Below are 23,243 nucleotides of genomic sequence, written 5' to 3'. Positions count from 1 at the left end.
AGGCTTCAGGGCTTTGTGGCGAGGGAGCTTGCTCCCGCTCGGCTGCGCAGCAGACGCAATCCAGGCGACGCGAACTTCCAGGGGCACCGTGTTGGCCGGTTTGGGGCCGCTTCGCGCCCCAGCGGGAGCAAGCTCCCCCTCGCCACAGGGAATTCGCCCACTTCAGAACTGCGCCACAGCTCGTCCAGAACGTTCGAAGAAAGTGGCACGAGGCTGCTACACTGCGCGACATTTTGTTTTGCAGGCCAGTCCCGTGACCACCATTGCCACCGCTTTTAATACTTTGCCGCTGTCCGCCGCCATGCTGGCTAACCTCGAATCACTCGGTTATGCCCAGATGACGCCGATCCAGGCGCAAAGCTTGCCGGTGATCCTCAAGGGCATGGACCTGATCGCCCAGGCCAAGACCGGCAGCGGCAAGACCGCCGCCTTCGGCATCGGCCTGCTGAACCCGATCAACCCGCGCTTCTTCGGCTGCCAGGCTTTGGTGATGTGCCCGACCCGCGAGCTGGCCGACCAGGTCGCCAAGGAAATTCGCCGCCTGGCCCGCGCCGAAGACAACATCAAGGTCCTGACCCTGTGCGGCGGCGTGTCCTTCGGCCCGCAGATCGCCTCCCTCGAACACGGCGCCCACATCATCGGCGGCACGCCGGGGCGCATCCAGCAGCACCTGCGCAAGGGTTCGCTGGTGCTCGACGGCCTCAACACGCTGCTCCTCGACGAAGCCGACCGCATGCTCGACATGGGCTTCTACGACGCCATCGAAGACATCATCCAGCAGACCCCGGAACGCCGCCAGACGCTGCTGTTCTCCGCCACCTACCCGGTGGGCATCAAGCAACTGTCGTCCAAGTTCATGCGCAACCCGCAGCAAGTGAAAGCCGAGGCGTTCCACTCCGATGCGCAGATCGAGCAGCGCTTCTACGAGATCTCCCCCGAGGAGCGCATGGATGCGGTGGTCAAGGTCCTGGCGCATTTCCGACCGGCCTCCTGCGTGGCGTTCTGCTTCACCAAGCAGCAGGTCCAGGAAACCGTCGACCACCTGACGGCCAAGGGCATCTCGGCCGTGGGCCTGCACGGCGACCTGGAACAGCGCGACCGCGACCAGGTGCTGGCGATGTTCGCCAACCGCAGCACCTCGGTGCTGGTGGCCACCGACGTAGCGGCCCGCGGCCTCGACATCGACGCCCTGGACATGGTGATCAACGTCGAGCTGGCCCGGGATTCGGAAATCCACATCCACCGTGTCGGCCGCACCGGTCGCGCCGGTGAGAAAGGCATCGCCATCAGCCTCGTGGCGCCGTCCGAAGCCCACCGCGCCCAGGCCATCGAGCAACTGCAGAAGTCGCCGCTGAGCTGGGATCAATTGGACAACCTCAAGCCCCAGGGTGGCGGCCCGCTGCTACCGGCCATGAGCACCCTGTGCATCGGCGCCGGGCGCAAGGACAAAGTCCGCCCCGGCGATATCCTCGGTGCCCTGACCGGCGACGCCGGCATCCCTGGCGCCCAGGTCGGCAAGATCGCGATCTTCGATTTCCAGGCCTACGTGGCCGTGGAACGCGGCATCGCCAAACAGGCCTTGCAGCGCTTGAACGACGGCAAGATCAAGGGCCGCTCGTTGCGGGTGCGGATCCTGTAACCGATCGCCTGACGAACAGAGATCAAACTGTGGGAGCGAGCTTGCTCGCGATGGCGGTGGATCAGCGGCATTAATGCTGCCTGACACGCCACCATCGCGCGCAAGCTCGCTCCCACATTCAGTTATGTGGGAAAGCCGAGAGGACACCGTTTTGCGCTCTACCGAAGTCGTGATCATTGGCGCTGGCGCCGCAGGGTTGATGTGCGCGCTGACCGCGGCCGCGCGCGGGCGGCAGGTGATGTTGCTGGACCATGCCAACAAGGCCGGCAAGAAAATCCTCATGTCGGGCGGCGGGCGCTGCAATTTCACCAACATGTACACCGAGCCGGGCAATTTCCTGTCGCTGAACCCGCACTTCTGCAAGTCGGCCCTGGCCCGCTACACCCAGTGGGATTTCATCGCGCTGGTGGCCAAGCACGGCGTGCCCTATCACGAAAAAAAGCTCGGCCAGTTGTTCTGCGATAACAAGTCCAGCGACATCCTCGGCCTGCTGTTGGATGAATGCGACCAGGCCGGCGTCAGCCTGCACCTGGACACCTCCATCACGCAGATCGAAAAAACCGACGGCGGCTACCGGCTGCAAACCACCCTCGGCGCCCTCGCCTGCCAATCCCTGGTGATCGCCACGGGCGGGCTGTCGATTCCCACGCTCGGGGCGACCGGCTTCGGTTACCAGGTGGCAAAACAGTTTGGCCACGAACTGCTGCCGACCCGCGCCGGCCTGGTGCCGTTCACCATCACCGATCAGCTCAAGGCCCTGTGCACTGAACTCTCGGGCACCTCGGTGGATTGCCTGGTGAGCTGCAACGACCAGAGTTTTCGCGAGAACATCCTGTTCACCCATCGCGGCCTGAGCGGCCCGGCGATCCTGCAGATTTCCTCATTCTGGGAACCGGGGGACACGGTGCAGATCAACCTGCTGCCCGACCACGATGTGCCGCAATGGCTGCAACAGCAACAGGCCGAACGCCCCAACAGCGAACTCAAGACCCTGCTGGGCGAGTTGTTCACCAAAAAAATGGCCAACCTGCTGGCCGACACTTGGTTTGTGTCCAAACCCATGAAGCAATACACCCACGCAGAGCTGGCGGACATCGCCGAGAAACTGGCGAGCTGGAATGTCGTCCCCGCCGGCACCGAAGGCTACCGCACCGCCGAGGTCACCCTTGGCGGCGTCGACACCCGGGAAGTCTCGTCCAAGACCATGGAGTCGCTGAAAAGCCCGGGCCTGTATTTCATCGGCGAAGTGCTGGACGTCACCGGGCACCTGGGCGGGTTCAACTTCCAGTGGGCCTGGGCTTCCGGGTATGCGGCGGCGCAGTACGTCTGATCCGCCACGACTCGAATGTGGACAATAACCTGTGGGAGCGAGCTTGCTCGCGATAGCGGTGGCTCAGTCACCACCAATGTGACGGACCTGACGCCATCGCGAGCAAGCTCGCTCCCACAGGGGTTCGACGGTACATGCCGGAACACTTTTTGCTGCCGGATGTGATCGCCGCCATTGCGTCGGCGTCATTACTGCCTCAATTTAGCGTCATTGCCCGTCAGGCCCGTGTACTTCATGTCAGCGAACTCGTTTAGCCAATCTTTGCGTCGCCTTTGGGCGTTGGATAAGTTCAGTTATAGCGTGCGGGTCTTCATCGCCCTGACCGGCAGCATGGGGTTGTGTTGGTACCTGGACGAGATGGCGCTGCTGATTCCCTTGTTCCTGGGCATTATCGCCAGCGCCCTGGCCGAGACCGACGACAGTTGGCAGGGCCGCCTCAATGCGCTGGCAGTCACGCTGCTGTGTTTCAGCACCGCAGCGCTGTCGGTGGAGTTGCTGTTTCCCTACCCCATCCTGTTCATCGTCGCCCTGGCCCTGGCGGCATTCGGCCTGACCATGCTTGGCGCCTTGGGCGAACGTTATGGCGCAATTGCCTCGGCCACCCTGATTCTTTCGGTCTACACCATGATCGGCGTGGACCAGCGCGGCGTCGCCGTCAACGATTTCTGGCACGAACCCCTGCTATTGGTCGCCGGTGCCGCGTGGTACGGCGTGCTGTCGGTCGTGTGGCAGGCATTGTTTTCCAACCAGCCGGTGCAGCAAAGCCTGGCGCGGCTGTTTCGCGAACTGGGACGCTACCTCAAGCTCAAATCATCGCTCCTGGAGCCGATCCGCCAACTGGACATCGAAGCCCGTCGCCTGGAACTGGCCCAGCAAAACGGTCGGGTGGTCGCTGCGCTCAACAGCGCGAAGGAAATCATCCTGCACCGCGTCGGCAATGGCCGGCCCGGCTCGAAGGTCAGTCGCTACCTGAAGCTGTATTTCCTGGCCCAGGACATCCACGAACGCGCCAGCTCGTCCCACTATCCCTACAACGCCCTGGCCGAGGCTTTCTTCCACAGCGACGTGCTGTTCCGCTGCCAACGCCTGCTGCGCCAGCAAGGCAAGGCCTGCCAGGCGCTGGCCGAATCGATCCAACTGCGCCAGCCATTCATCTACGACGATACTTTTGCCGAAGCCCTCAACGACCTGCACGCGTCCCTCGAACACCTGCGCATCCAGAGCAACCCGGCCTGGCGCGGCTTGCTGCGGTCGTTGCGAGCCCTGTCGGTCAACCTCGGCACCATGGACCGCCTGCTCAGCGACGCGAGCAACCCCGACGCCCTGGCCGACGCCACCGACAGCAGCCTGCTGGACCGCTCGCCGCGCAACCTCCAGGATGTCTGGCTGCGCTTGCGCACCCAGCTCACGCCCACCTCGCTGCTGTTCCGCCATGCCCTGCGCCTGCCCCTGGCCCTGAGCGTGGGCTACGCCATGGTGCACCTGATCCACCCGTCCCAGGGCTATTGGATCATCCTCACCACGCTGTTCGTCTGCCAACCCAACTATGGCGCCACCCGGCGCAAGCTCGGCCAGCGGATCATCGGCACCGCCATCGGCCTGACAGTGGCCTGGGCGCTGTTCGACCTGTTTCCCAATCCGCTGGTGCAATCGTGCTTCGCCATTGCCGCCGGGGTGGTGTTCTTTACCAACCGCACCACCCGCTACACCCTGGCGACGGCGGCGATCACCGTCATGGTGCTGTTCTGCTTCAACCAGGTGGGCGACGGCTACGGGCTGCTGCTGCCACGGTTGTTCGATACCTTGCTGGGCAGCCTGATCGCCGGGCTGGCGGTGTTCCTGTTCCTGCCCGACTGGCAAGGTCGGCGGCTGAACAAGGTGCTGGCCAACACGCTGACCTGCAACAGCATTTACCTGCGCCAGATCATGCAGCAATACGCCGCCGGCAAAAGCGACGACCTGGCTTATCGCCTGGCCCGACGCAACGCCCACAACGCCGATGCCGCGCTGTCCACCACGCTGGCCAACATGCTGATGGAGCCGGGACACTTCCGCAAGGAAGCCGACGTGGGCTTCCGCTTCCTGGTGCTGTCCCACACCCTGCTCAGCTACCTGTCAGGCCTGGGCGCCCACCGCGGCACCGAGTTGCCGACGCAAGTACGCGAACAATTGATCGACGGTGCCGGGGTGAAACTGGCGGCGAGCATCGACGAAATCGCACAGGGCCTGGCAAGCAAGCAGCCGATCGCGATCCAGAGCGATGAGGAGGAAGCCCTGGCCAGTGAGTTGGAGCAGATGCCTGATGAGATCGACGAAGGACAGCGGTTGGTGCAGACGCAATTGGGGTTGATCTGTCGGCAGCTGGGGCCGTTGCGCACGTTGGCGGCGCACCTGATCAAGGATACCAGCGAGGCTTGAGGGTTGTGGGATCCAGGAGGGCCTCATCGCGAGCAAGCTCGCTCCCACAGTGGATTTGCTGTGCACACAAACTTGGCATCACCGCAGGCCCATTGTGGGAGCGAGCTTGCTCGCGATGGGGCCAGTCCAGACACCTCACATCCCATGAGCCTTCAATAACCGGTCATAACTCCCATCCGCCTTCATCGCCGCGATCGCCCGATCGAACCCGGCCACGATCTGCTCATGCTCCGGGTTCTTCAGGCTGACCAGGATGTGCAGGCTGTTTTCGCTCAAGGGCTTGGGCAGGAACTCCACGGCGCTGCGCACCGTGGGCGATTCGCGGGCCAGGTAGTAGCGGGCGACGTACTCGTCTTCCAGGGTCAACTTCACCCGGTCGGCCGCCAGCATGCGCACCGCCATGGCGAAATTGTGCACCGGCACTTTCTGCATTTTCGGGTCTTCATCGAAATCCTTGGAATAGGCGTAACCGCGTACCACGGCGATGGGATACGCACGCAGCTGTGGCAGGCTGTCAAACTGGATCGCTTCGTCCTTGCGCTTGATGAAGCGCACGCGGTTGAGCAGGTATTCGGCCGAGAACCGGCCTATGTGCGTGCGCTCCTCGCTGTACCAGGCATTGATCAGCACATCATAGCGGCCCTCGCCGATACCCAGCATCGCCCGGGCCCAGGGCACTTGTTCGAAGTCCGTGGCATAACCGGCCCGCGCCAGGGCCGTGCTGACGATGTCGGTCGCCAGGCCGCCATTGATCAAGGTGGAATCGGTAAAGGGCGGCCAGGCATCGGCGACCAGGCGCAACTTCTGCGCACAGGCCTCGTAGCTCAGCAACAGCAACCCGATCAATGCAAGAGCTCGATGCAATCGCGGCATGCCAAACATCCTTGACGGGTTCAAAGCCCGGTTTGTTTTTAGCCCAAACCCAACGGGCATCCCTAGACACCCGGTCCTAACATTAGCTCATTGGAACCGCTGCGCAGCGCTGTCACGAAGATTACACAAAGACGACAGTCCCGCGACAAAGGAATGATGGCATTTTGGTCTTTGTCACAGATTTTCAGGTCGTGCAAGCGAGAGACTTCCGAGCCAAGCACGCTTACTATCGGCATCAGGTTCTTCAGGAAATTCAAAAAATGGATATCGAATGGGTCTGCAAACATCACACTGACCTGAGCAAGGAGCAGCTATATGCCATCCTCAAGCTGCGCGCCGAGGTGTTCGTCGTCGAGCAGAACTGCGCCTACCCGGACGTTGACGGCCTGGACCTGGAGGGCGACACCTGCCATCTGATGGCCTGGCACGACAACCACTTGGTGGCTTACCTGCGCCTGCTCGACCCGCACTCGCAAAACAGCGACGTGGTGATCGGGCGCGTGATCATCGCGCCACCGGCACGCGGCCAGGGGCTGGGTCATACGCTGATGGAAAAGGCCCTCAAGCAGGCCGAGAAGCATTGGCCCGGCGTATCGATCTCGTTGTCGGCCCAGGCGCATTTGCTGGGGTATTACGGGCGGTATGGGTTTGAAGTGGTGGGGGTGGAGTATATGGAGGATGGGATTCCACACATTGGTATGCATCGTCCTTAAGATCCCCTTCGCGAGCAAGCCCGCTCCCACAAGGGTTCCGAGGTGGACACAGATTTTGTGCCCACAGAAGACCTCACTGTGGGAGCGGGCTTGCTCGCGAAGGCGTCAGCCCAGACACAACCAGTATTCAGGGATACTCAAGCACCGCCTTGATCCGCGGCAAATTCCCCTCGATCCACCCTCGATCGATCGCTCCCCAATCGCGAATCCGATACCGCCCGGCATGGTTGCGCGCGCCATCCTCTTGCTCGAACTCACACACGATATCCAGGTCCGCCAGCGCGGCGATGGTGTCCTGGGCCGTACGCCGGGGCATGCCGGTGGCGTCGGTAAGGGCCGGGACGTTGCTGGCCAGGCCGCTGTCGATCAGGTAAGCCACGTACAGGCGACGGTAGAAACTGGGCTTGGTCTTGCTCCCGTCCATCCGGTCATTCCTTGTGAGGTTGCAGGTCCCGCCAGGTCAGGTACACCCGCAGGTCGATTTCCAACTGGTGATAGCCCGGCAGCATGTGTTCGCAGAGTTGGTAGAAGGCCTTGTTGTGGTCCGACTCCTTGAAGTGCGCCAGTTCGTGCACAACGATCATCTTCAGGAACTCGGGCGCTGCGTCCTTGAACAGCGCCGCGATGCGGATTTCCTTCTTGGCCTTGAGCTTGCCGCCCTGCACCCGCGACACCGCAGTGTGCAGGCCGAGGGCACGGTGGGTCAGGTCCAGGCGACTGTCGAACAACACCTTGTCGATGGCCGGTGCGTTACGCAGGTATTGCTGCTTGAGGTCCAGCGCATATCCATACAGGGCCTTGTCGCTCTGGATCGGATGGCGACCCGGGTAGCGCTGCTGCAGGTATTCGCCCAGGCGGTCCTGGGCGATCAATTGCTGCACTTGGGCTTGCAGGGCGGCGGGGTAGGCCTGGAGGTATTTGAGCGCGGTCATCAAGAGGGCAACACAGTCACAAGAGACCGCCAGTGTAGCGAATTCAGGCCTGCACCGCGCTCCAGTCGAAGGGCGTGGCGAAGGCATTGGTGTCTTCGGCCATCAACGGTCGCGCCACGAGGAACCCTTGCACGTACTCGCAGCCATGGGCCTGCAGCCACTGATACTGCTCGCGGGTTTCCACCCCTTCGGCGATCACCCGCAAGCCCAACTGCGTACACAGGTCGAACACCGAGGCCGCCAACGCCGCATCCCGGGGCGACCCTGGCAAACGGGCGATCAGGTGCCGAGCGAGCTTGAGGGTATCGAGTTCAAGGTCGCGCAGATGCGTCAGCGAACAAGGCCCCGAACCAAAGTCATCCAACGCCACCCGCACCCCCAGTTGGCGCAGCAGACGCAATTGCTTTTGGGTTTCATCGGGGTTGCGCATCAGCGCATCCTCGGTCACCTCGACCTCCAGCTGCCGAGGCTTCAAGGCATGGCGCTCCAGGACCTGGCGCAACTCGGTCACCAGGTTCGGCATGCCGAATTGAGTGCTGCTCAGGCTCACGCCCAACACCAGGTCGTCAGCGAACAAGCGCTCCCAGACTTTGCGCTGGGCCGCGCTGCGATGATAGATCCAACTGCCCAGCCGACTGATCAACCGCGCCTCTTCCAGCAACGGCAGGAACAACCCCGGCGGCACATCGCCGACGCTCGGGTGCTGCCAGCGCAACAGCGCCTCGAACCCGCGGATCCGCCCGTCGGCGATGCTCACCTGCGGCTGGTAGACCATATTGAAATCACGGTTCTCGATAGCCGAACGCACGCTCTCTTCCAGCATCAGCCGTGAACGGGCCCGACCGTTCATTTCGTGATCGTAGAAACGGTATTGCTGGCGGCCGGCACGCTTGGCTTCGTACATGGCGATGTCGGACGCCCGCAGCAGCCCATCGAGGTTGGCGCCACAGTCGGGGTAGGTCGCAATGCCGATACTGGCGCCGAGCGCCACGTCCATGCCTTCGATCTGCTGGCAGATCGCGACGCGCTCAATCAGTTTTTCCGCGATCTTCGCCGCCTGCTCGGGAAATTCCAAGTCCAGCAGCGCCGTGAACTCGTCCCCACCCAGCCGCGCCAGGATATCGAAGGGCCGCAGGCACGCCTTTAATTGCTCCGACACCCAGCGCAAGACCCGGTCCCCGGCGTCGTGCCCCAGTGAGTCGTTGACTCGCTTGAAACCATCGAGGTCCAGGTACAGCAACACCCAGTTGCTTTCCAGGCGCTCGCTGCGCATCAACAGGTTTTCCGCGGTCTGGTAGAAACCCCGGCGGTTGAGCAAGCCGGTCAGCGGGTCCGTGACGGCCTGGTATTCGAGTTGCTGGTGCAGGTGGCGCACAACGGACATGTCCTGGAGCGTTACCACCATTGCTTTCTGCTCCGAAGGCAATGGGGCGCAGGACAAGGCCACCGACACCTGCTGGCCGGGTGCCGTGCGCAGCACTGCGTCATGCAATCGCCAGGTTTCACCACGCTGATAGGCGTTGTGGATATCGGAACCGGTCCACTCGGGAATGTGCGGTTTCTGCAGGAAATCCAGGAATGGCATGTCCTGCAACTGTTCGGCGGTGGCATTGAGCAAGCGGCAGGTCGACGGATTGGCGAAGCGGATGCAACCGTTCTCATCCACCACCAGGATGCCTTCGGCGGCGTTGTCCAGCACCGAGGCATTGAAGGCCCTGGCCGCTTCGAGATCCTGGCTCAGGCGCTGCAAGGCCCGGCGATTGCGCTGGTGCTCGAGCAACGCCTGGACCTTGGGCTTGAGGATTTGCGGATCGAAGGGCTTGAACAGGTAGTCCACCGCGCCACTGGCGTAGCCCTTGATGACCGCGTCCTGGGACTGCTCGTTGGCGGTCAGGAAAATGATCGGCGTGAGCCGCGTGCGCTGGCTACCGCGCATCAGGCGCGCCACTTCGAACCCGTCCATGTCGGGCATCTGCACATCCAGCAGCACCAGATCGATGTCGTGCTCGAGCAGCAGGTTAAGCGCCTCGACCCCCGAGGACGCGGTCATCACCCGCCAATCCTGACGCTGCAACAAGGCCCGCATGCTGAGCAGGTTTTCAGGGTAATCATCAACAATCAAAAGGACAGAGCTGTCTTCGCCGGGCGTTGGTTGCGCGCATTCCATGCTGCTTCTCTTATCGGGCGCCACGTCCGTTTTTACGTAGCAAAGCGGACAAATACTGTCCCCTCACTCTAGACCGGGATTTTGAAAAGCAGTAGGTGTCAACGCGCCATCATCCAGACAAAGCCCGAAATAGCCGACTAACGGTCACCCTACCCAGGCACAGAAACTGCAAAGACCTCATCGACGAACAATTGACGTCAAACATCCGCCGAACGGTCTACAAGAAAAGCCCAAGTCCAGCGTTCCGAAACGCTTCAAAAGGGCGGTTTAAAGCCTCCCGCTACGGCATTCACCTTTACACCTTTGATACGCAGGACCTGGACATGATCGATCTCGCAACCTGGAATTTGAGCATCCCCGAGGGCGCCCCCCCGGCCACCATTGAAACCTCACAATTGGTTCAGGGCTTCAAGAACCAGTACTTCAACTCTGAAACCGGCACGGTGTTTTTCTGGGCTCCCGTGACAGGCTCGACGACGGCCAATGCTATTTACCCACGCAGCGAACTGCGCGAAACCACTAGCGACGGCACCTTGCGCAATTGGCTTTACCCGTCGGCGGACAACACCTTGCGCGCGACCGTCACCGTCAACCAGGTGCCCAGCACCGGCAAGATCGTGATCGGCCAGATTCACACCAAGGACAGCACCAGTCCGATGGTGAAACTGGAATACCAATACAAAACCTACAGCTCCACCGGAAATATCGTCGCCAAGGTGCGTCTTCGTCCGGACGACGCGACCGGCCAGGTCATTACCATCGCCACGGGCGTGACCCTCAACCGTAGTTTTTCCTACATGATCCACCTGAGCCCGAAGGGCGCACTCGGCATCACGGCGGCGGGCTACAACTGGCGAACCACCGTTGATCCGAGCTGGAAAGTCAAACCGCTCTATTTCAAGGCGGGTGTGTATGTGCAGGACAATACCGGCTACGTCACCGAAGGTGGGAAAGTGACGTTCAGCCTGCTGGAAATCAAACACACCACGCTTTGATTGCAGCCTGCTGCGTCGTAATAGCGGCACGGAACGCTGCTACCGGCGCCCCTCCTTAAAAGGCATCCGGCTTGGGTGCTTTTTTTTTGCCCTGTCCTAAGCAGCTGCCAAATAGCCATCGCCTAATGGTTCCAAGGAAAAGCCCGGCAGCCGACCAACGGTCGATTATCTCGGGCACAAATCCGGAAAACGCCACTCTGACGGTCTGCTGACGCCAACCCTCCGCCGGACGAATGCGCCAAATTCCCGTCCGCGCCCATTCTTGGCCTCAGCAAAAGTGCGTCCTAGAGCCTCCGGCGATGGCGTGAATCATTTCTTTTACAGTGGAAAGGATCCGAACATGGTCGACCTTGCAACCTGGAACCTGAGCATCCCGGAAGGCAGCCCGCCGAAAACCATCGAAACCCCTCGACTGGTGGATGGGTTCCAGGACAAATATTTCAACTCCGAAGGCAGCACGGTGTATTTCTGGTCTCCGGTCACCGGCACCAAGACTGAAAACGCCATCTACCCCCGCAGCGAATTACGCGAGACCTACCGGGACGGCACCTTGCGCAACTGGGTTTATCCCGACGCCGACAACCAGCTGCGGGCAAATTTGGTGGTCAATCAGGTGCCCAGCAGCGGCAAGATCGTGATCGGCCAGATCCATGCCAAGGACAGCAGCAAGCCCATGGTCAAGCTGGAATACCAATACAAGGAAGACAGCGCCACCGGGAACATCGTCGCCAAGGTCCGCATGCGGCCCGATGACAGCGAAGGCAGGGTGATTACCGTGGCCACTGGGGTGAAGCTCAATCGGTCCTTCTCTTACCGGATTCATCTGGATCGTACCGGCGACCTGGGCATTACCGCTGCGGGTAATAGCTGGTACACCACCGTCGGCGCGGCGTGGCGCGACAAGCCGTTGTATTTCAAGGCTGGGGTGTATGTGCAGGACAACACGGGCTATACCAGTGAAGGTGGGAAGGTGACGTTCAGCGTGCTGGATATCGATCACAACACCTGAACTTTTACGTCCTAAAATCTCGTAGGAATTTACACCCTGTGGCGAGGGAGCTTGCTCCCGCTGGGCTGCGAAGCGGCCCCTCTTTCCGCCAGACCCAACGCATGCACCGGTTTTGCGGCGGCTGCGCCCCCGAGCGGGAGCAAGCTCCCTCGCCACAGGGGGCCGGTGCGTCCTACAGGGCCGATTTTGGCCTTGGGAATCTGCTCTATAGTTCGGTGGGTCTGCTGGCTTTGGTCAGTGGGCAAGGGTTTCGCAGCCCGACAGAGAACAATGACTTTGCACCGCGAAATGAAAACTCAGGCAAAATTGCCAGCGTTCATTTATGGCGGTTGCGCGTGGGAGACCTCTGGGTCTGCCGGGTTTGGTCATTCTCGGTCTGCGAACCCGCGCGTAGCTGCCACCCACTTTGTTTCGCAGCAAAAAGGTGGCAATTCTTTTTCTATAGGGAATTTCATCTATGACCATGCATCAATCGACTAGCCGCTTCACGCCCTTGACCCCGATCGCCAGCACCCAACCCGTCCTATTCATCGATAAAACGGTCCCATTGACCGAGCTCCACGCCTGCGCCAGCGAACGTCTGCACGCTACTCTCGACTACCTGACTCTCATGGCCTGCGCCACCTTGCGCGATTCGGCCGCCAGCGACCTCAATACCCTCACCAACGTCGCCCGGATCCTGGTCCAGGATGTCACCGACGTGTTCGGCGTCATCGAACAACGCGGCCTCGAAGACCAATAAAGCCCTCCTGGCGGGAGACGATCCCCTGTGGGAGCGAGCCTGCTCGCGATGCGGTGGATCATCTGCATGGATGTCCACTGACACAGCGCGAGCAAGCTCACCTCTAAATCCACCAGCAAAGTCATCGAGAATGACAGGAGGTCATGTGCATAATCTTTTGGGCAGAGTAGGATTAAATCCTATCTTATCCCGGAGGCTCATCATGCGTAGCACTCAACAGTTCAGCATCACGCTGCCTAACCAGATGGCCGACGTAGTGAAAGCCAAGGTGGCTGCCGGCGAGTACGCCACTGAAAGTGAAGTCATTCGTGATGGCCTCAGGGCGCTGCTGGCTCGTGATCGGGCTTTGGAAAACTGGCTCGTAGGCCAAGTAACCCCAGCTTACGATGCCTTGAAAGCTGATCCCTCGTGTGCGCTAAGCGTTGATGAGGTGCGCTCCCGATTGGCTGCTGAGCACCAGAACGCCACTGTAAAATCGTAATGACCTATACCGTCGAGTTAGCACCGCAAGCCCTTGAGCAGTTAGCTGCGCTCTATCGCTACATTGCCACAGAGGCTTCGCCAGAAATTGCCCATCGGTATACCGACGCCATCGTGACCTATTGTGAAGAACTACAGACGTTCCCGCACCGAGGAAACCCGAGAGACGATATACGGCTGGGTTTGCGCATCACAAACTACCGTAAGCGGACAGTGATTGCCTTTGCCGTTGAGGCCGAACAGGTTTTCATTTTGGGCATTTTTTACGGTGGACAGGATTTTGAGGGTGCGTTGCAGAGCGAACTGGACGATTGACGCAAGCCCGCCCGCGAAGAGGCCGGCACATTCAACAGCTTCATCGACTGTGATACCGCCGTCGCGAGCAAGCTCGCTCCCACAGGAGAAACGCGATCCCACCAAGAGCCAGGTCGGCTACTAGGCCACCTCGCGATGGACGTTGATCCGGGCGCCCCGTTAACCACGATGGCCGAACGCAGGCATTGTGGAGTGGGCATCCCGGCATGGATGCCGGGATAGCCGCGCTGGGCCATGGATGGCCCTTCGCGGCGGCCCACGGAGCAATGCCGGAGTGAGGGTATGCCGAGCCCTAGCGAGGCACCGAGTGGTGGGGCAGAAGCGTTTTGGTTACTTTTGCGCTCTTCAAAAGTGACCCGCCGTCAGGGCGGAACCCTAAGCAGCCGTAACCCAAAAAACGGATACACACCCAAATCCCACCCATAAAAAAACCCGCATCACTGCGGGCTTTCTAACAACGCTAAAACATCAATTAACCTTAGCGTTCAACTCACCCTTCAAATACCGCTGATACATAGCCTCCAGAGAGATCGGCTTGATCTTCGAAGCATTACCCGCCGTACCAAACGCCTCATAACGCGCAATACAAACATCCCGCATCGCCGTCACAGTCGCACCAAAGAACTTACGCGGATCAAACTCGCTCGGGTTGGTCGCCATCAACCGACGCATCGCACCGGTGGAAGCCAGGCGCAGATCGGTATCGATGTTGACCTTGCGCACGCCGTACTTGATACCTTCGACGATCTCCTCAACTGGCACGCCGTAGGTTTCCTTGATGTCGCCACCGTACTGGTTGATGATCGCCAGCCATTCTTGCGGCACCGAAGAAGAACCGTGCATCACCAAGTGAGTGTTGGGAATGCGCTTGTGGATTTCCTTGATACGGTCGATGGCCAGCACGTCACCGGTAGGCGGCTTGGTGAACTTGTAGGCACCGTGGCTGGTGCCGATGGCGATGGCCAGGGCGTCGACCTGGGTTTTCTTGACGAAATCCGCGGCTTCTTCCGGGTCGGTCAGCATTTGGCTGTGGTCGAGCACGCCTTCGGCGCCGATACCGTCTTCTTCACCGGCCATGCCGGTTTCCAGTGAACCCAGGCAACCCAGCTCACCTTCCACCGAGACGCCGCAGGCATGGGCCATGGCGACGGTTTGCTGGGTGACGCGTACGTTGTATTCGTAGTCGGTTGGGGTCTTGCCGTCCTCGCCAAGGGAACCGTCCATCATCACCGAGCTGAAGCCCAGCTGGATGGAGCGCTGGCAGACATCCGGGCTGGTGCCGTGGTCCTGGTGCATGCACACCGGGATGTGCGGGAATTCTTCGATCGCCGCCAGGATCAGGTGACGCAGGAATGGCGCGCCGGCGTATTTGCGGGCGCCGGCAGAAGCCTGGACGATCACCGGAGAGTCAGTCTTGTCAGCGGCTTCCATGATGGCGCGCATCTGCTCAAGGTTGTTGACGTTAAAGGCTGGAACGCCGTAGCCGAACTCGGCTGCGTGGTCCAGCATCTGACGCATGCTGATAAGTGCCATTGTGTCTCTCTCCCGGTCGAGGGTCGTTAATCGTGCCAGCCTGCCGGAGCGGCGGCGGCTATTCAAGTCATTGCGGATCGGGGGTTGGCCCGAGCTGCGTGTCGGTATCGCTAGATCCAAATATTGACGCGGTCCTGTGGGAGCGAGCTTGCTCGCGATAAGGGCGGCACATCCAACATGACTGTTGCCTGATAGACCGCTATCGCGAGCAAGCTCGCTCCCACAATGGATCTGCGTCCACGTTCAGATCTCGGTGAATCAGATCAATCCTGTCACTGCGCCTTGCAGCCACGCCCAATCAAGTCATTGGTGGCGACCCAGTACACCAGGCCTTCCTCACCCTTGACGTGAAACGCCAGCATGTCGTCGCTGTACAGCGAACCTTCGGCGCCCGGCTCCAGCGTGAGGCGATACACCTTATCGGCGCCGCCCAGGCGTACATCGACTTCCTTGCGTGCGGCATCGGTGTAGCGCCACAGCACTTTGGCCTCGCTGTCACAGGTCCAGCTTGTCCAGCCCTCTGAAACAGGTTCGGACGCCTGCAAAAAACCCAGTTGCGAACAACCGGCCAGCAATGCCAACGCCACGACGGCGATCAAGCCTTTCATCCGTGTTCCTCGACGGACGGCACCTGCCGCCCGCCATGAGTTAAGTGTCAGACCCGTCAAGGACAACCATGTTCCTTGGCCGGGGTTTGCGTCTCGTATTTGTCCAGGCCGTCCGGTCCGGAACGCTTGTTCAGCACCGGATTGGTCTCGGCTTGCCAGTCGGCCTGGTAACAGCCTTCTTCGGGTGTCGGCGTGCCGGTTTGCGGGGCCGGGGCCTCCGGGCTGCTTGAGCAAGCCACCAGCATCGTCGCCGCCAGCAGCAACGTGAACGTCTTGACCATCAGAACACTCCTTTGCCTGGTCAACGCAGCGTCAGGCCTTGGCCCGGCTTTCCAGGACTTCCACGGCAGGCAGCACTTTGCCTTCGACGAATTCGAGGAATGCGCCGCCACCGGTAGAAATGTAGGAGATCTGTGCGGCCACGCCATATTTATCGATGGCCGCCAGGGTGTCGCCGCCACCGGCGATGGAGAACGCCGCGCTTTCAGCGATGGCTTGGGCCAGCACCTTGGTGCCGTTGCCGAACTGGTCGAACTCGAACACGCCAACCGGACCGTTCCACAGGATCGTCTGGGAGGATTTCAGCAGTTCGGCGAAGTTGGCTGCGGTTTGCGGACCGATGTCGAGGATCATGTCATCGTCGGCCACATCGGCGATCAGCTTGACGGTAGCGGTGGCGCTTTCAGCGAATTCCTTGGCCACGACCACGTCCACCGGCAACGGTACGCTGACCTTGGCGGCGATTTCCCGGGCAGTGTCCAGCAGGTCTGGCTCGTACAGGGATTTGCCAACCGGGTGACCGGCAGCAGCCAGGAAGGTGTTGGCGATGCCGCCACCCACGATCAACTGGTTGCAGACTTGGCTCAGGCTATTGAGCACGTCCAGTTTGGTGGAAACCTTGGAGCCGGCCACAATGGCAGCCATTGGCTGGGCCGGCGAACCCAGGGCCTTGCCCAATGCGTCCAGTTCGGCGGCCAGCAGGGGACCTGCGGCGGCGACTTTGGCGAACTTCGCCACGCCATGGGTCGAGCCTTCGGCGCGGTGAGCGGTGCCGAAAGCGTCCATGACGAACACGTCGCACAGGGCGGCGTATTGCTGGGCCAGTTCGTCGGCGTTCTTTTTCTCGCCCTTGTTGAAGCGCACGTTTTCGAACAGCACCACGTCGCCGGCCTTGACGTCGACGCCGCCCAGGTAATCGGCCACTAGCGGCACTTCGCGGCCCAAGGCCTTGCTCAGGTAGTCGGCCACAGGCTTGAGGCTGTTTTCCGCCGAGAACTCGCCTTCGGTCTGACGGCCCAGGTGGGAGCAAACCATCACGGCCGCGCCTTTTTCCAAGGCCAGCTTGATGGTCGGCAGCGAAGCCAGGATACGCGCGTCGCTGGTGACAAAACCGTCCTTGACGGGGACGTTGAGGTCTTCGCGGATCAGTACGCGCTTACCTTGCAGATCGAGGTCGGACATCTTCAACACGGTCATGGGGCGCAATTCCTGGGTAACTGTTTAGAGAGCAGGTTTTTTCGAAGCGGTTTGCAGGTAATGCTCGGCAACGTCCAGCATTCGGTTGGCGAACCCCCATTCGTTGTCGAACCAGGCCAGGATGTTCACAAGCCGCGGCCCGGATACACGGGTCTGGCTGGCATCGACAATGGCCGAATGGGGGTCATGATTAAAATCACAGCTGGCGTGAGGCAACTCGGTATAGGCCAGGAGGCCTTTGAGCGGGCCGCTGGTGGCGGCTTCGCGCAGGATTCGGTTGACCTCGGTGGCGTCGGTATCGCTCACGGTCTGCATCGTAATGTCGAGGCAGGACACGTTGACCGTCGGCACCCGCACGGCTTTGGCCTGAATTCGCCCGGCAAGTTCCGGCAGCAGCCGTTCGATGCCGCGCGCCAGACCAGTGGACACCGGAATCACCGACTGGAACGCCGAACGGGTGCGGCGCAAGTCCTCGTGGTGATAGGCATCGATCACCGGCTGGTCGTTCATCGCCGAGTGGATGGTGGTGATCGATACATATTCCAGGCCGATGGCCTGGTCCAGCAGGCGCAACAGCGGCACGCCGCAGTTGGTCGTGCAGGACGCGTTGGACACCAGCAGCTCTTCGCCGCTCAGGCAATCCTGGTTCACGCCATAGACGATGGTGGCGTCGACGTCCGCTTCGCTGGCCATCGGCTGTGAGAACAATACCCGTGGCGCGCCGGCGGCGATGAAGCGCAGGCCATCGTCGCGAGTGTTATAGGCGCCGGAACATTCAAGCACCAGATCGACGCCCAGGGACGCCCAATCGATGCCTTCGGGGGTGGCGCTGCGCAGGACCTTCACGCAATCACCATTGATATGCAGACAATCGCCCTCGACCCGCACTTCACCGGGGAACCGGCCGTGGGTGGAGTCAAAGCGTGTCAGGTATTCGATGCTGGCCATGTCGGCCAGGTCGTTGATCGCCACGATTTCGAAACCGGCCTTGGCCCCTCGCTCGAACAACGCACGCAAGACGCAACGACCAATCCGGCCGTAGCCGTTGAGTGCAACTTTGTAGGGACGCGGTTGGGGCATGGGGGTTCTCTGATCGGGTGAATCCGTTAAGACCAGCATTGCCTGCACCACCGCTATCGCGAGCAAGCTCGCTCCCACAGGGTCAGTGGAGATCCTTGTGGGAGCGAGCTCGCTCGCGATGGCGTCAGCACAGACAACCTTTTACAGATCAGTCTTCCAGCAGCTCTTCCGCCTGACCCAGGATGTTTTCCAGGGTGAAGCCAAACTCCTCGAACAGCGCCGGCGCAGGTGCCGATTCGCCGTAGGTGGTCATGCCGATCACGCGGCCTTCCAGGCCCACGTACTTGTACCAGTAATCGGCATGGGCAGCTTCGATGGCGATCCGCGCACTGACCTGCAGCGGCAACACCGCTTGCTTGTAACCGGCATCCTGGGCGACGAACACGCTGGTGCACGGCATGGACACCCCGCGTACGTTGCGGCCCTGCTCGGTCAGCTTGTCATAGGCCTGGCCGGCCAGGCCGACTTCGGAACCGGTAGCAATCAGGATCAGCTCAGGCTCGCCAATGCAATCCTTGAGCACGTAGCCGCCGCGCGCGATGTCGCCGATCTGGTCGGCACCGCGGTTCTGGTGCTGCAGGTTCTGGCGCGAAAAGATCAGTGCCGACGGGCCGTCGTTACGCTCGAGGGCGTATTTCCAGGCCACCGCCGATTCCACGGCATCGCAGGGACGCCAGGTATCCAGGTTCGGCGTGCAACGCAGGCTCGCCAGTTGCTCGATCGGCTGGTGCGTCGGGCCGTCTTCGCCCAAGCCGATGGAGTCATGGGTGAACACATACAGGATGCGTTTTTTCATCAACGCCGACATGCGCACGGCGTTGCGGGCGTACTCCATGAACATCAGGAAGGTCGCGCCGTAAGGCACCAGGCCGCCGTGCAGCGCAACGCCGTTCATGATCGCGCTCATGCCGAACTCACGAACGCCGTAGTACATGTAGTTGCCGCTGGCGTCTTCGGCGCTGACACCTTTGCAGCCTTTCCACAGGGTCAGGTTGGAACCGGCCAGGTCGGCCGAACCGCCCAGCAGTTCCGGCAGCAATGGGCCGAAGGCGTTCAGGGTGTTCTGGCTGGCCTTGCGGCTGGCGATGGTTTCGCCCTTGGCGGCGACTTCAGCGATATATGCCGAGGCTTTTTCGGCGAAATCGGCCGGCAACTCGCCGCTGAGGCGACGCACCAGTTCGTTGGCCAGCTCAGGGAATTCGGCGGAATAGGCAGCGAAACGCTGGTCCCACTCGGCTTCGAGGGCGCGGCCTTTTTCCTTGGCATCCCATTCGGCATAGATGTCGGCCGGGATTTCGAACGGGCCATGGTTCCACTTCAGCGCAGCGCGGGTCAGGGCGATTTCCTCGGCGCCCAGTGGCGCGCCGTGGCAGTCTTCCTTGCCCTGCTTGTTCGGCGAGCCGAAACCGATGGTGGTCTTGCAGCAGATCAGGGTCGGCTGGGTGCTCTTGCGCGCCGTCTCGATGGCAATCTTGATCTCTTCCGGATCGTGACCGTCGACGTTGCGGATCACTAGCCAGTTGTAGGCTTCGAAGCGCTTGGGGGTGTCGTCGGTGAACCAGCCTTCGACTTCGCCGTCGATGGAGATGCCGTTGTCGTCGTAGAACGCGATCAGCTTGTCCAGGCCCAGGGTGCCGGCCAAGGAGGCGACTTCATGGGAAATGCCTTCCATCATGCAGCCATCACCCAGGAACACGTAGGTGTGGTGATCGACGACGTTATGACCCGGGCGGTTGAACTGCGCGGCCAGGACTTTTTCCGCCAGGGCAAAACCCACGGCGTTGGCCAGGCCCTGGCCCAATGGACCGGTGGTGGTTTCCACGCCCGGGGTGTAGCCGTATTCCGGGTGGCCCGGGGTGCGGCTGTGCAGTTGGCGGAAGTTCTTCAGGTCATCGATCGACAGGTCATAGCCGGTCAGGTGCAGCAGCGAGTAGATCAACATCGAGCCGTGACCGTTGGACAGTACGAAACGGTCACGGTCGGCGAAGGCCGGGTTGCTCGGGCTGTGCTTGAGGTAGTCGCGCCAAAGCACCTCGGCGATATCCGCCATACCCATGGGGGCACCGGGATGGCCGCTGTTGGCTTTCTGCACGGCATCCATGCTGAGGGCACGAATGGCATTGGCACGCTCACGACGGCTGGGCATCGCTGTTCTCCTGCGGGTATTGAATCGAGAATGAATAAAACGAAACTGAAAAAGGCGAGCATTTTCCCTCACCCACCCGCCCCGGGGCAATGACAGATAGTCATCCATGAGCGTTTTTCCGGTGGATAAAGTCGCATTCGCCAGGTGAAACCTTTCCGCTGATGGGGTGTAGAGTCACGCACAGGTTGGGAAGTGCCATTTATCCACCAATATCAAAACTTTTAGATATTGACCTTGCGGCGATCCAAACCCCTCACTAGACTGCCGCTCATGAACTTACCCGCGCCCACCATTCGTCATGACGACTGCGATGAGCTGGCGGCCCTTTGCAAGGCCGGCGGCGATCCGTTGCGGCTCAATGTTTTGCGCGCCCTGGCCAACGATTCGTTCGGCGTGCTGGAACTGGCGCAGATCTTCGGCATCGGTCAGTCCGGCATGAGCCACCACCTCAAGGTCCTGGCCCAGGCCGAGCTGGTGGCGACCCGCCGGGAAGGCAACGCCATCTTCTATCGCCGCGCCCTGCCCCACACCGACCTGTTGGGCGGCAAGCTGCACGCGGCGCTGCTGGACGAAGTGGACGCGCTGGCCCTGCCGAGCGACGTGCAGGCTCGCATCGCCCAGGTCCACGGCCAACGGGCCGCTGCCAGCCAGGACTTCTTCGCACGGGTCGCCGAGAAGTTTCGCGCCCAGCAAGACCTGATCGCCGGACTGCCGCAGTACCGCGAAAGCGTCGTGGCACTGCTCGATAAATTGAGCTTCGAGCCCACGGCCACGGCGATCGAAGTCGGCCCCGGCGACGGTGCGTTTCTGCCGGAGCTGGCGCGGCGCTTCAGCCAAGTGACGGCGCTGGACAACAGCCCGGCCATGCTCGAACTGGCGCGCCAGGTTTGTGAGCGCGAGGCCCTGGCTAACGTCCGCCTGCAACTGGCCGATGCACTGGATGGCATGAACCTGCAGGCTGACTGCGTTGTATTGAATATGGTGCTGCATCATTTCGCCGCGCCGGCCGAGGCACTCAAGCACATGGCCGGCCTGCTGCAACCGGGCGGCAGCCTGCTGGTAACCGAGTTATGCAGCCACAACCAGAGTTGGGCCAGGGAAGCCTGCGGCGATCTCTGGCTCGGCTTTGAACAAGACGACCTGGCCCGCTGGGCCACCACAGCGGGCCTCGTGCCCGGGGAAAGCCTCTATATAGGCTTACGTAATGGTTTCCAGATCCAGGTTCGCCACTTTCAGCGGCCACTGGCGACACTCACCAACGGTAACTTGTAGGAAAACATCGAGATGAGCGAATACTCCCTTTTCACCTCCGAGTCCGTGTCTGAAGGGCATCCGGACAAAATCGCCGACCAGATTTCTGATGCGGTGCTGGACGCCATCATTGCTGAAGACAAGTTCGCCCGCGTGGCGTGCGAGACTCTGGTGAAAACGGGCGTGGCAATCATCGCCGGCGAAGTCACGACCTCGGCCTGGGTCGACCTGGAACAGATCGTCCGCGACGTCATCCTGGGCATTGGCTACAACAGCTCCGACGTCGGCTTCGACGGCGCGACCTGCGGCGTGATGAACATCATCGGCAAGCAGTCCCCCGACATCAACCAGGGCGTTGATCGGGCCAAGCCAGAAGACCAGGGCGCCGGCGACCAGGGCCTGATGTTCGGCTACGCCAGCAACGAGACCGACGTGCTGATGCCGGCCCCGATCACCTTCTCGCACCAGCTGGTCCAGCGCCAGGCCGAGGCTCGTAAATCCGGCCTGCTGCCGTGGTTGCGCCCGGACGCCAAGTCCCAGGTGACCTGCCGCTACGAAGGCGGCAAGGTGGTCGGCATCGACGCTGTCGTTCTGTCGACCCAGCACAACCCTGATGTGTCCTACAAAGACCTGCGCGAAGGCGTGATGGAACTGATCGTCAAGCACGTGCTGCCTGCCGAGTTGCTGTCCAAGGACACCCAGTTCCACATCAACCCGACCGGCCAGTTCATCATCGGCGGCCCGGTGGGCGACTGCGGCCTGACCGGTCGCAAGATCATCGTCGACAGCTACGGCGGCATGGCCCGTCACGGCGGCGGCGCGTTCTCCGGCAAGGACCCTTCCAAGGTTGACCGTTCGGCCGCCTACGCCGGTCGTTATGTCGCCAAGAACATCGTAGCCGCCGGCCTGGCCGAGCGTTGCGAGATCCAGGTGTCCTACGCCATTGGCGTGGCCCAGCCTACGTCGATTTCGCTGAACACCTTCGGCACCGGCAAGATCGGCGATGACAAGATCATCAACCTGGTCCGTGAAGTGTTCGACCTGCGTCCGTACGCCATCACCAAGATGCTCGACCTGCTGCACCCGATGTACCAGGACACTGCTGCCTACGGCCACTTCGGTCGCACGCCACAGACCAAGACCGTGGGTGACGACACCTTCACCACGTTCACCTGGGAAAAAACCGACCGCGCCGACGCCCTGCGCGCCGCTGCCGGCCTGTAATACCCGCCTGTAAAAAAGCCCCTGGCGACTCGGTCGCCAGGGGCTTTTTCATGCCTTGGGGTTTTCATGCTTTTGTGGCGAGGGAGCTTGCTCCCGCTGGGCTGCGCAGCAGCCCCAATCAGTCCTCCGGGGAAACCAGTGCGCCTGATGGTTAGAGGGGGCGCTTCGCACCCCAGCGGGAGCAAGCTCTCATCAAACAAAATCCATCCCCTTGTTCTCCAAAGCTTTTTAAGCCGCGACCAATCGAACACCCAGCTTTGTAGCCTTACGCTGTAAGGCTCTAAGCTGACGATCACGACTTTTGGCCTCGTA

Annotated in this window: 20 protein-coding genes and 1 pseudogene; 11 read left to right on the top strand and 10 right to left on the bottom strand. The window is 61.2% G+C overall.

What is annotated here, in order from left to right; genetic code table 11:
* The first annotated feature begins 301 nt into the window (after positions 1–301).
* The 3 genes from dbpA to yccS all read left to right on the top strand — a co-directional run bounded on the left by dbpA (position 302) and on the right by yccS (position 5,387).
* A complete protein-coding gene (gene dbpA, locus HGO40_RS24415; protein WP_250965110.1) occupies positions 302–1,639 on the top strand; it encodes an ATP-dependent RNA helicase DbpA in 1,338 nt (445 codons plus the stop codon).
* A 151-nt stretch (positions 1,640–1,790) separates the two neighbouring features.
* Complete coding sequence (locus HGO40_RS24410) at positions 1,791–2,969, top strand: BaiN/RdsA family NAD(P)/FAD-dependent oxidoreductase (RefSeq protein ID WP_250965104.1); 1,179 nt, start codon at positions 1,791–1,793, stop codon at positions 2,967–2,969.
* 234 nt (positions 2,970–3,203) lie between these two features.
* Positions 3,204–5,387 (top strand): YccS family putative transporter, encoded by a 2,184-nt coding sequence (gene yccS, locus HGO40_RS24405; RefSeq protein WP_250965103.1) that lies wholly within the window; start codon positions 3,204–3,206, stop codon positions 5,385–5,387.
* Positions 5,388–5,522: 135 nt separating this feature from the next.
* On the opposite strand, the gene HGO40_RS24400 is transcribed toward yccS, so the two are convergent.
* On the bottom strand, positions 5,523–6,260 hold the full coding sequence (locus tag HGO40_RS24400; protein ID WP_250965102.1) for a substrate-binding periplasmic protein: 738 nt from the start codon (positions 6,258–6,260) through the stop codon (positions 5,523–5,525).
* A 260-nt stretch (positions 6,261–6,520) separates the two neighbouring features.
* Between HGO40_RS24400 and HGO40_RS24395 the strand changes: the two genes are divergently transcribed.
* Positions 6,521–6,973 (top strand): GNAT family N-acetyltransferase, encoded by a 453-nt coding sequence (locus HGO40_RS24395; RefSeq protein WP_250965101.1) that lies wholly within the window; start codon positions 6,521–6,523, stop codon positions 6,971–6,973.
* A 127-nt stretch (positions 6,974–7,100) separates the two neighbouring features.
* Here HGO40_RS24395 and HGO40_RS24390 read toward each other — a convergent pair whose 3' ends face one another.
* Genes HGO40_RS24390 through HGO40_RS24380 form a run of 3 tightly spaced genes read right to left on the bottom strand, consistent with a single transcriptional unit; the run spans position 7,101 to position 10,072 of the window.
* A complete protein-coding gene (locus HGO40_RS24390) occupies positions 7,101–7,397 on the bottom strand; it encodes a winged helix-turn-helix domain-containing protein (protein ID WP_250965100.1) in 297 nt (98 codons plus the stop codon).
* Between the two features lie 4 nt (positions 7,398–7,401).
* Positions 7,402–7,905 carry a M48 metallopeptidase family protein gene (locus tag HGO40_RS24385; protein WP_250965099.1) on the bottom strand — a complete coding sequence of 168 codons (504 nt, stop codon included), beginning with the start codon at positions 7,903–7,905 and terminating at the stop codon, positions 7,402–7,404.
* 43 nt (positions 7,906–7,948) lie between these two features.
* Entirely contained in the window at positions 7,949–10,072 is a 2,124-nt protein-coding gene (locus tag HGO40_RS24380; RefSeq protein ID WP_250965098.1) for a putative bifunctional diguanylate cyclase/phosphodiesterase, read from the bottom strand.
* A gap of 323 nt (positions 10,073–10,395) precedes the next feature.
* Here HGO40_RS24380 and HGO40_RS24375 point away from each other — a divergent pair, with 323 nt between their 5' ends.
* The 5 genes from HGO40_RS24375 (at position 10,396) to HGO40_RS24355 (ending at position 13,613) form a co-directional block, all read left to right on the top strand.
* Positions 10,396–11,067, top strand: a complete 672-nt coding sequence (locus HGO40_RS24375) for a polysaccharide lyase family 7 protein (RefSeq protein WP_250965097.1) — start codon at positions 10,396–10,398, stop codon at positions 11,065–11,067.
* A 340-nt stretch (positions 11,068–11,407) separates the two neighbouring features.
* A complete protein-coding gene (locus HGO40_RS24370) occupies positions 11,408–12,076 on the top strand; it encodes a polysaccharide lyase family 7 protein (protein ID WP_250965096.1) in 669 nt (222 codons plus the stop codon).
* Between the two features lie 457 nt (positions 12,077–12,533).
* Positions 12,534–12,818: a fructose-bisphosphate aldolase gene (locus HGO40_RS24365; protein WP_250965095.1), complete on the top strand. Its 285-nt coding sequence runs from the start codon at positions 12,534–12,536 to the stop codon at positions 12,816–12,818.
* Positions 12,819–13,020: 202 nt separating this feature from the next.
* The gene (locus HGO40_RS24360) at positions 13,021–13,299 is read left to right on the top strand and encodes a ribbon-helix-helix domain-containing protein (RefSeq protein WP_186707102.1); all 279 of its coding nucleotides are present in this window, start codon (positions 13,021–13,023) and stop codon (positions 13,297–13,299) included.
* Positions 13,299–13,613 carry a type II toxin-antitoxin system RelE/ParE family toxin gene (locus HGO40_RS24355; RefSeq protein ID WP_250965094.1) on the top strand — a complete coding sequence of 105 codons (315 nt, stop codon included), beginning with the start codon at positions 13,299–13,301 and terminating at the stop codon, positions 13,611–13,613. The genes HGO40_RS24360 and HGO40_RS24355 overlap by 1 nt, the downstream gene beginning before the upstream one ends.
* Positions 13,614–14,081: 468 nt before the next feature.
* Here the strand turns inward: HGO40_RS24355 and fba are convergent, their stop codons facing one another.
* The 6 genes from fba to tkt form a co-directional block, all read right to left on the bottom strand.
* Positions 14,082–15,146: a class II fructose-bisphosphate aldolase gene (fba, locus tag HGO40_RS24350; protein ID WP_003177554.1), complete on the bottom strand. Its 1,065-nt coding sequence runs from the start codon at positions 15,144–15,146 to the stop codon at positions 14,082–14,084.
* Positions 15,147–15,418: 272 nt separating this feature from the next.
* Complete coding sequence (locus tag HGO40_RS24345) at positions 15,419–15,754, bottom strand: MliC family protein (RefSeq protein ID WP_250965093.1); 336 nt, start codon at positions 15,752–15,754, stop codon at positions 15,419–15,421.
* 56 nt (positions 15,755–15,810) lie between these two features.
* Complete coding sequence (locus HGO40_RS24340; protein ID WP_122566574.1) at positions 15,811–16,035, bottom strand: hypothetical protein; 225 nt, start codon at positions 16,033–16,035, stop codon at positions 15,811–15,813.
* 31 nt (positions 16,036–16,066) lie between these two features.
* Positions 16,067–17,230 (bottom strand): phosphoglycerate kinase, encoded by a 1,164-nt coding sequence (locus HGO40_RS24335; protein ID WP_250965092.1) that lies wholly within the window; start codon positions 17,228–17,230, stop codon positions 16,067–16,069.
* Between the two features lie 24 nt (positions 17,231–17,254).
* Positions 17,255–18,310: an erythrose-4-phosphate dehydrogenase gene (epd, locus tag HGO40_RS24330; protein ID WP_250965091.1), complete on the bottom strand. Its 1,056-nt coding sequence runs from the start codon at positions 18,308–18,310 to the stop codon at positions 17,255–17,257.
* A gap of 148 nt (positions 18,311–18,458) precedes the next feature.
* Entirely contained in the window at positions 18,459–20,456 is a 1,998-nt protein-coding gene (gene tkt / locus HGO40_RS24325) for a transketolase (RefSeq protein ID WP_250965090.1), read from the bottom strand.
* A gap of 270 nt (positions 20,457–20,726) precedes the next feature.
* Here tkt and HGO40_RS24320 point away from each other — a divergent pair.
* Both HGO40_RS24320 and metK read left to right on the top strand, forming a co-directional pair.
* Positions 20,727–21,721, top strand: a pseudogene (locus HGO40_RS24320) (ArsR/SmtB family transcription factor).
* Between the two features lie 19 nt (positions 21,722–21,740).
* On the top strand, positions 21,741–22,931 hold the full coding sequence (metK, locus tag HGO40_RS24315) for a methionine adenosyltransferase (RefSeq protein WP_250965089.1): 1,191 nt from the start codon (positions 21,741–21,743) through the stop codon (positions 22,929–22,931).
* Positions 22,932–23,243: the final 312 nt, after the last annotated feature.

It is taken from the genome of Pseudomonas sp. CG7 (genome assembly GCF_023701885.1).
In the GTDB taxonomy this organism is placed as follows: Bacteria; Pseudomonadota; Gammaproteobacteria; order Pseudomonadales; family Pseudomonadaceae; genus Aquipseudomonas; species Aquipseudomonas zanjanensis.
This window is presented reverse-complemented; position numbering and strand designations above follow the sequence as displayed.

Bases quoted from the DNA above. Each gene is read 5' to 3' on its own strand.
- dbpA (WP_250965110.1), top strand. From the start codon at position 302: ATGCTGGCTAACCTCGAATCACTCGGTTATGCCCAGATGACGCCGATC.
- yccS (WP_250965103.1), top strand. From the start codon at position 3,204: ATGTCAGCGAACTCGTTTAGCCAATCTTTGCGTCGCCTTTGGGCGTTG.
- HGO40_RS24400 (WP_250965102.1), bottom strand. From the start codon at position 6,260: ATGCCGCGATTGCATCGAGCTCTTGCATTGATCGGGTTGCTGTTGCTG.
- HGO40_RS24395 (WP_250965101.1), top strand. From the start codon at position 6,521: ATGGATATCGAATGGGTCTGCAAACATCACACTGACCTGAGCAAGGAG.
- HGO40_RS24390 (WP_250965100.1), bottom strand. From the start codon at position 7,397: ATGGACGGGAGCAAGACCAAGCCCAGTTTCTACCGTCGCCTGTACGTG.
- HGO40_RS24385 (WP_250965099.1), bottom strand. From the start codon at position 7,905: ATGACCGCGCTCAAATACCTCCAGGCCTACCCCGCCGCCCTGCAAGCC.
- HGO40_RS24380 (WP_250965098.1), bottom strand. From the start codon at position 10,072: ATGGAATGCGCGCAACCAACGCCCGGCGAAGACAGCTCTGTCCTTTTG.
- HGO40_RS24375 (WP_250965097.1), top strand. From the start codon at position 10,396: ATGATCGATCTCGCAACCTGGAATTTGAGCATCCCCGAGGGCGCCCCC.
- HGO40_RS24370 (WP_250965096.1), top strand. From the start codon at position 11,408: ATGGTCGACCTTGCAACCTGGAACCTGAGCATCCCGGAAGGCAGCCCG.
- HGO40_RS24365 (WP_250965095.1), top strand. From the start codon at position 12,534: ATGACCATGCATCAATCGACTAGCCGCTTCACGCCCTTGACCCCGATC.
- HGO40_RS24360 (WP_186707102.1), top strand. From the start codon at position 13,021: ATGCGTAGCACTCAACAGTTCAGCATCACGCTGCCTAACCAGATGGCC.
- HGO40_RS24355 (WP_250965094.1), top strand. From the start codon at position 13,299: ATGACCTATACCGTCGAGTTAGCACCGCAAGCCCTTGAGCAGTTAGCT.
- fba (WP_003177554.1), bottom strand. From the start codon at position 15,146: ATGGCACTTATCAGCATGCGTCAGATGCTGGACCACGCAGCCGAGTTC.
- HGO40_RS24345 (WP_250965093.1), bottom strand. From the start codon at position 15,754: ATGAAAGGCTTGATCGCCGTCGTGGCGTTGGCATTGCTGGCCGGTTGT.
- HGO40_RS24340 (WP_122566574.1), bottom strand. From the start codon at position 16,035: ATGGTCAAGACGTTCACGTTGCTGCTGGCGGCGACGATGCTGGTGGCT.
- HGO40_RS24335 (WP_250965092.1), bottom strand. From the start codon at position 17,230: ATGACCGTGTTGAAGATGTCCGACCTCGATCTGCAAGGTAAGCGCGTA.
- epd (WP_250965091.1), bottom strand. From the start codon at position 18,310: ATGCCCCAACCGCGTCCCTACAAAGTTGCACTCAACGGCTACGGCCGG.
- tkt (WP_250965090.1), bottom strand. From the start codon at position 20,456: ATGCCCAGCCGTCGTGAGCGTGCCAATGCCATTCGTGCCCTCAGCATG.
- metK (WP_250965089.1), top strand. From the start codon at position 21,741: ATGAGCGAATACTCCCTTTTCACCTCCGAGTCCGTGTCTGAAGGGCAT.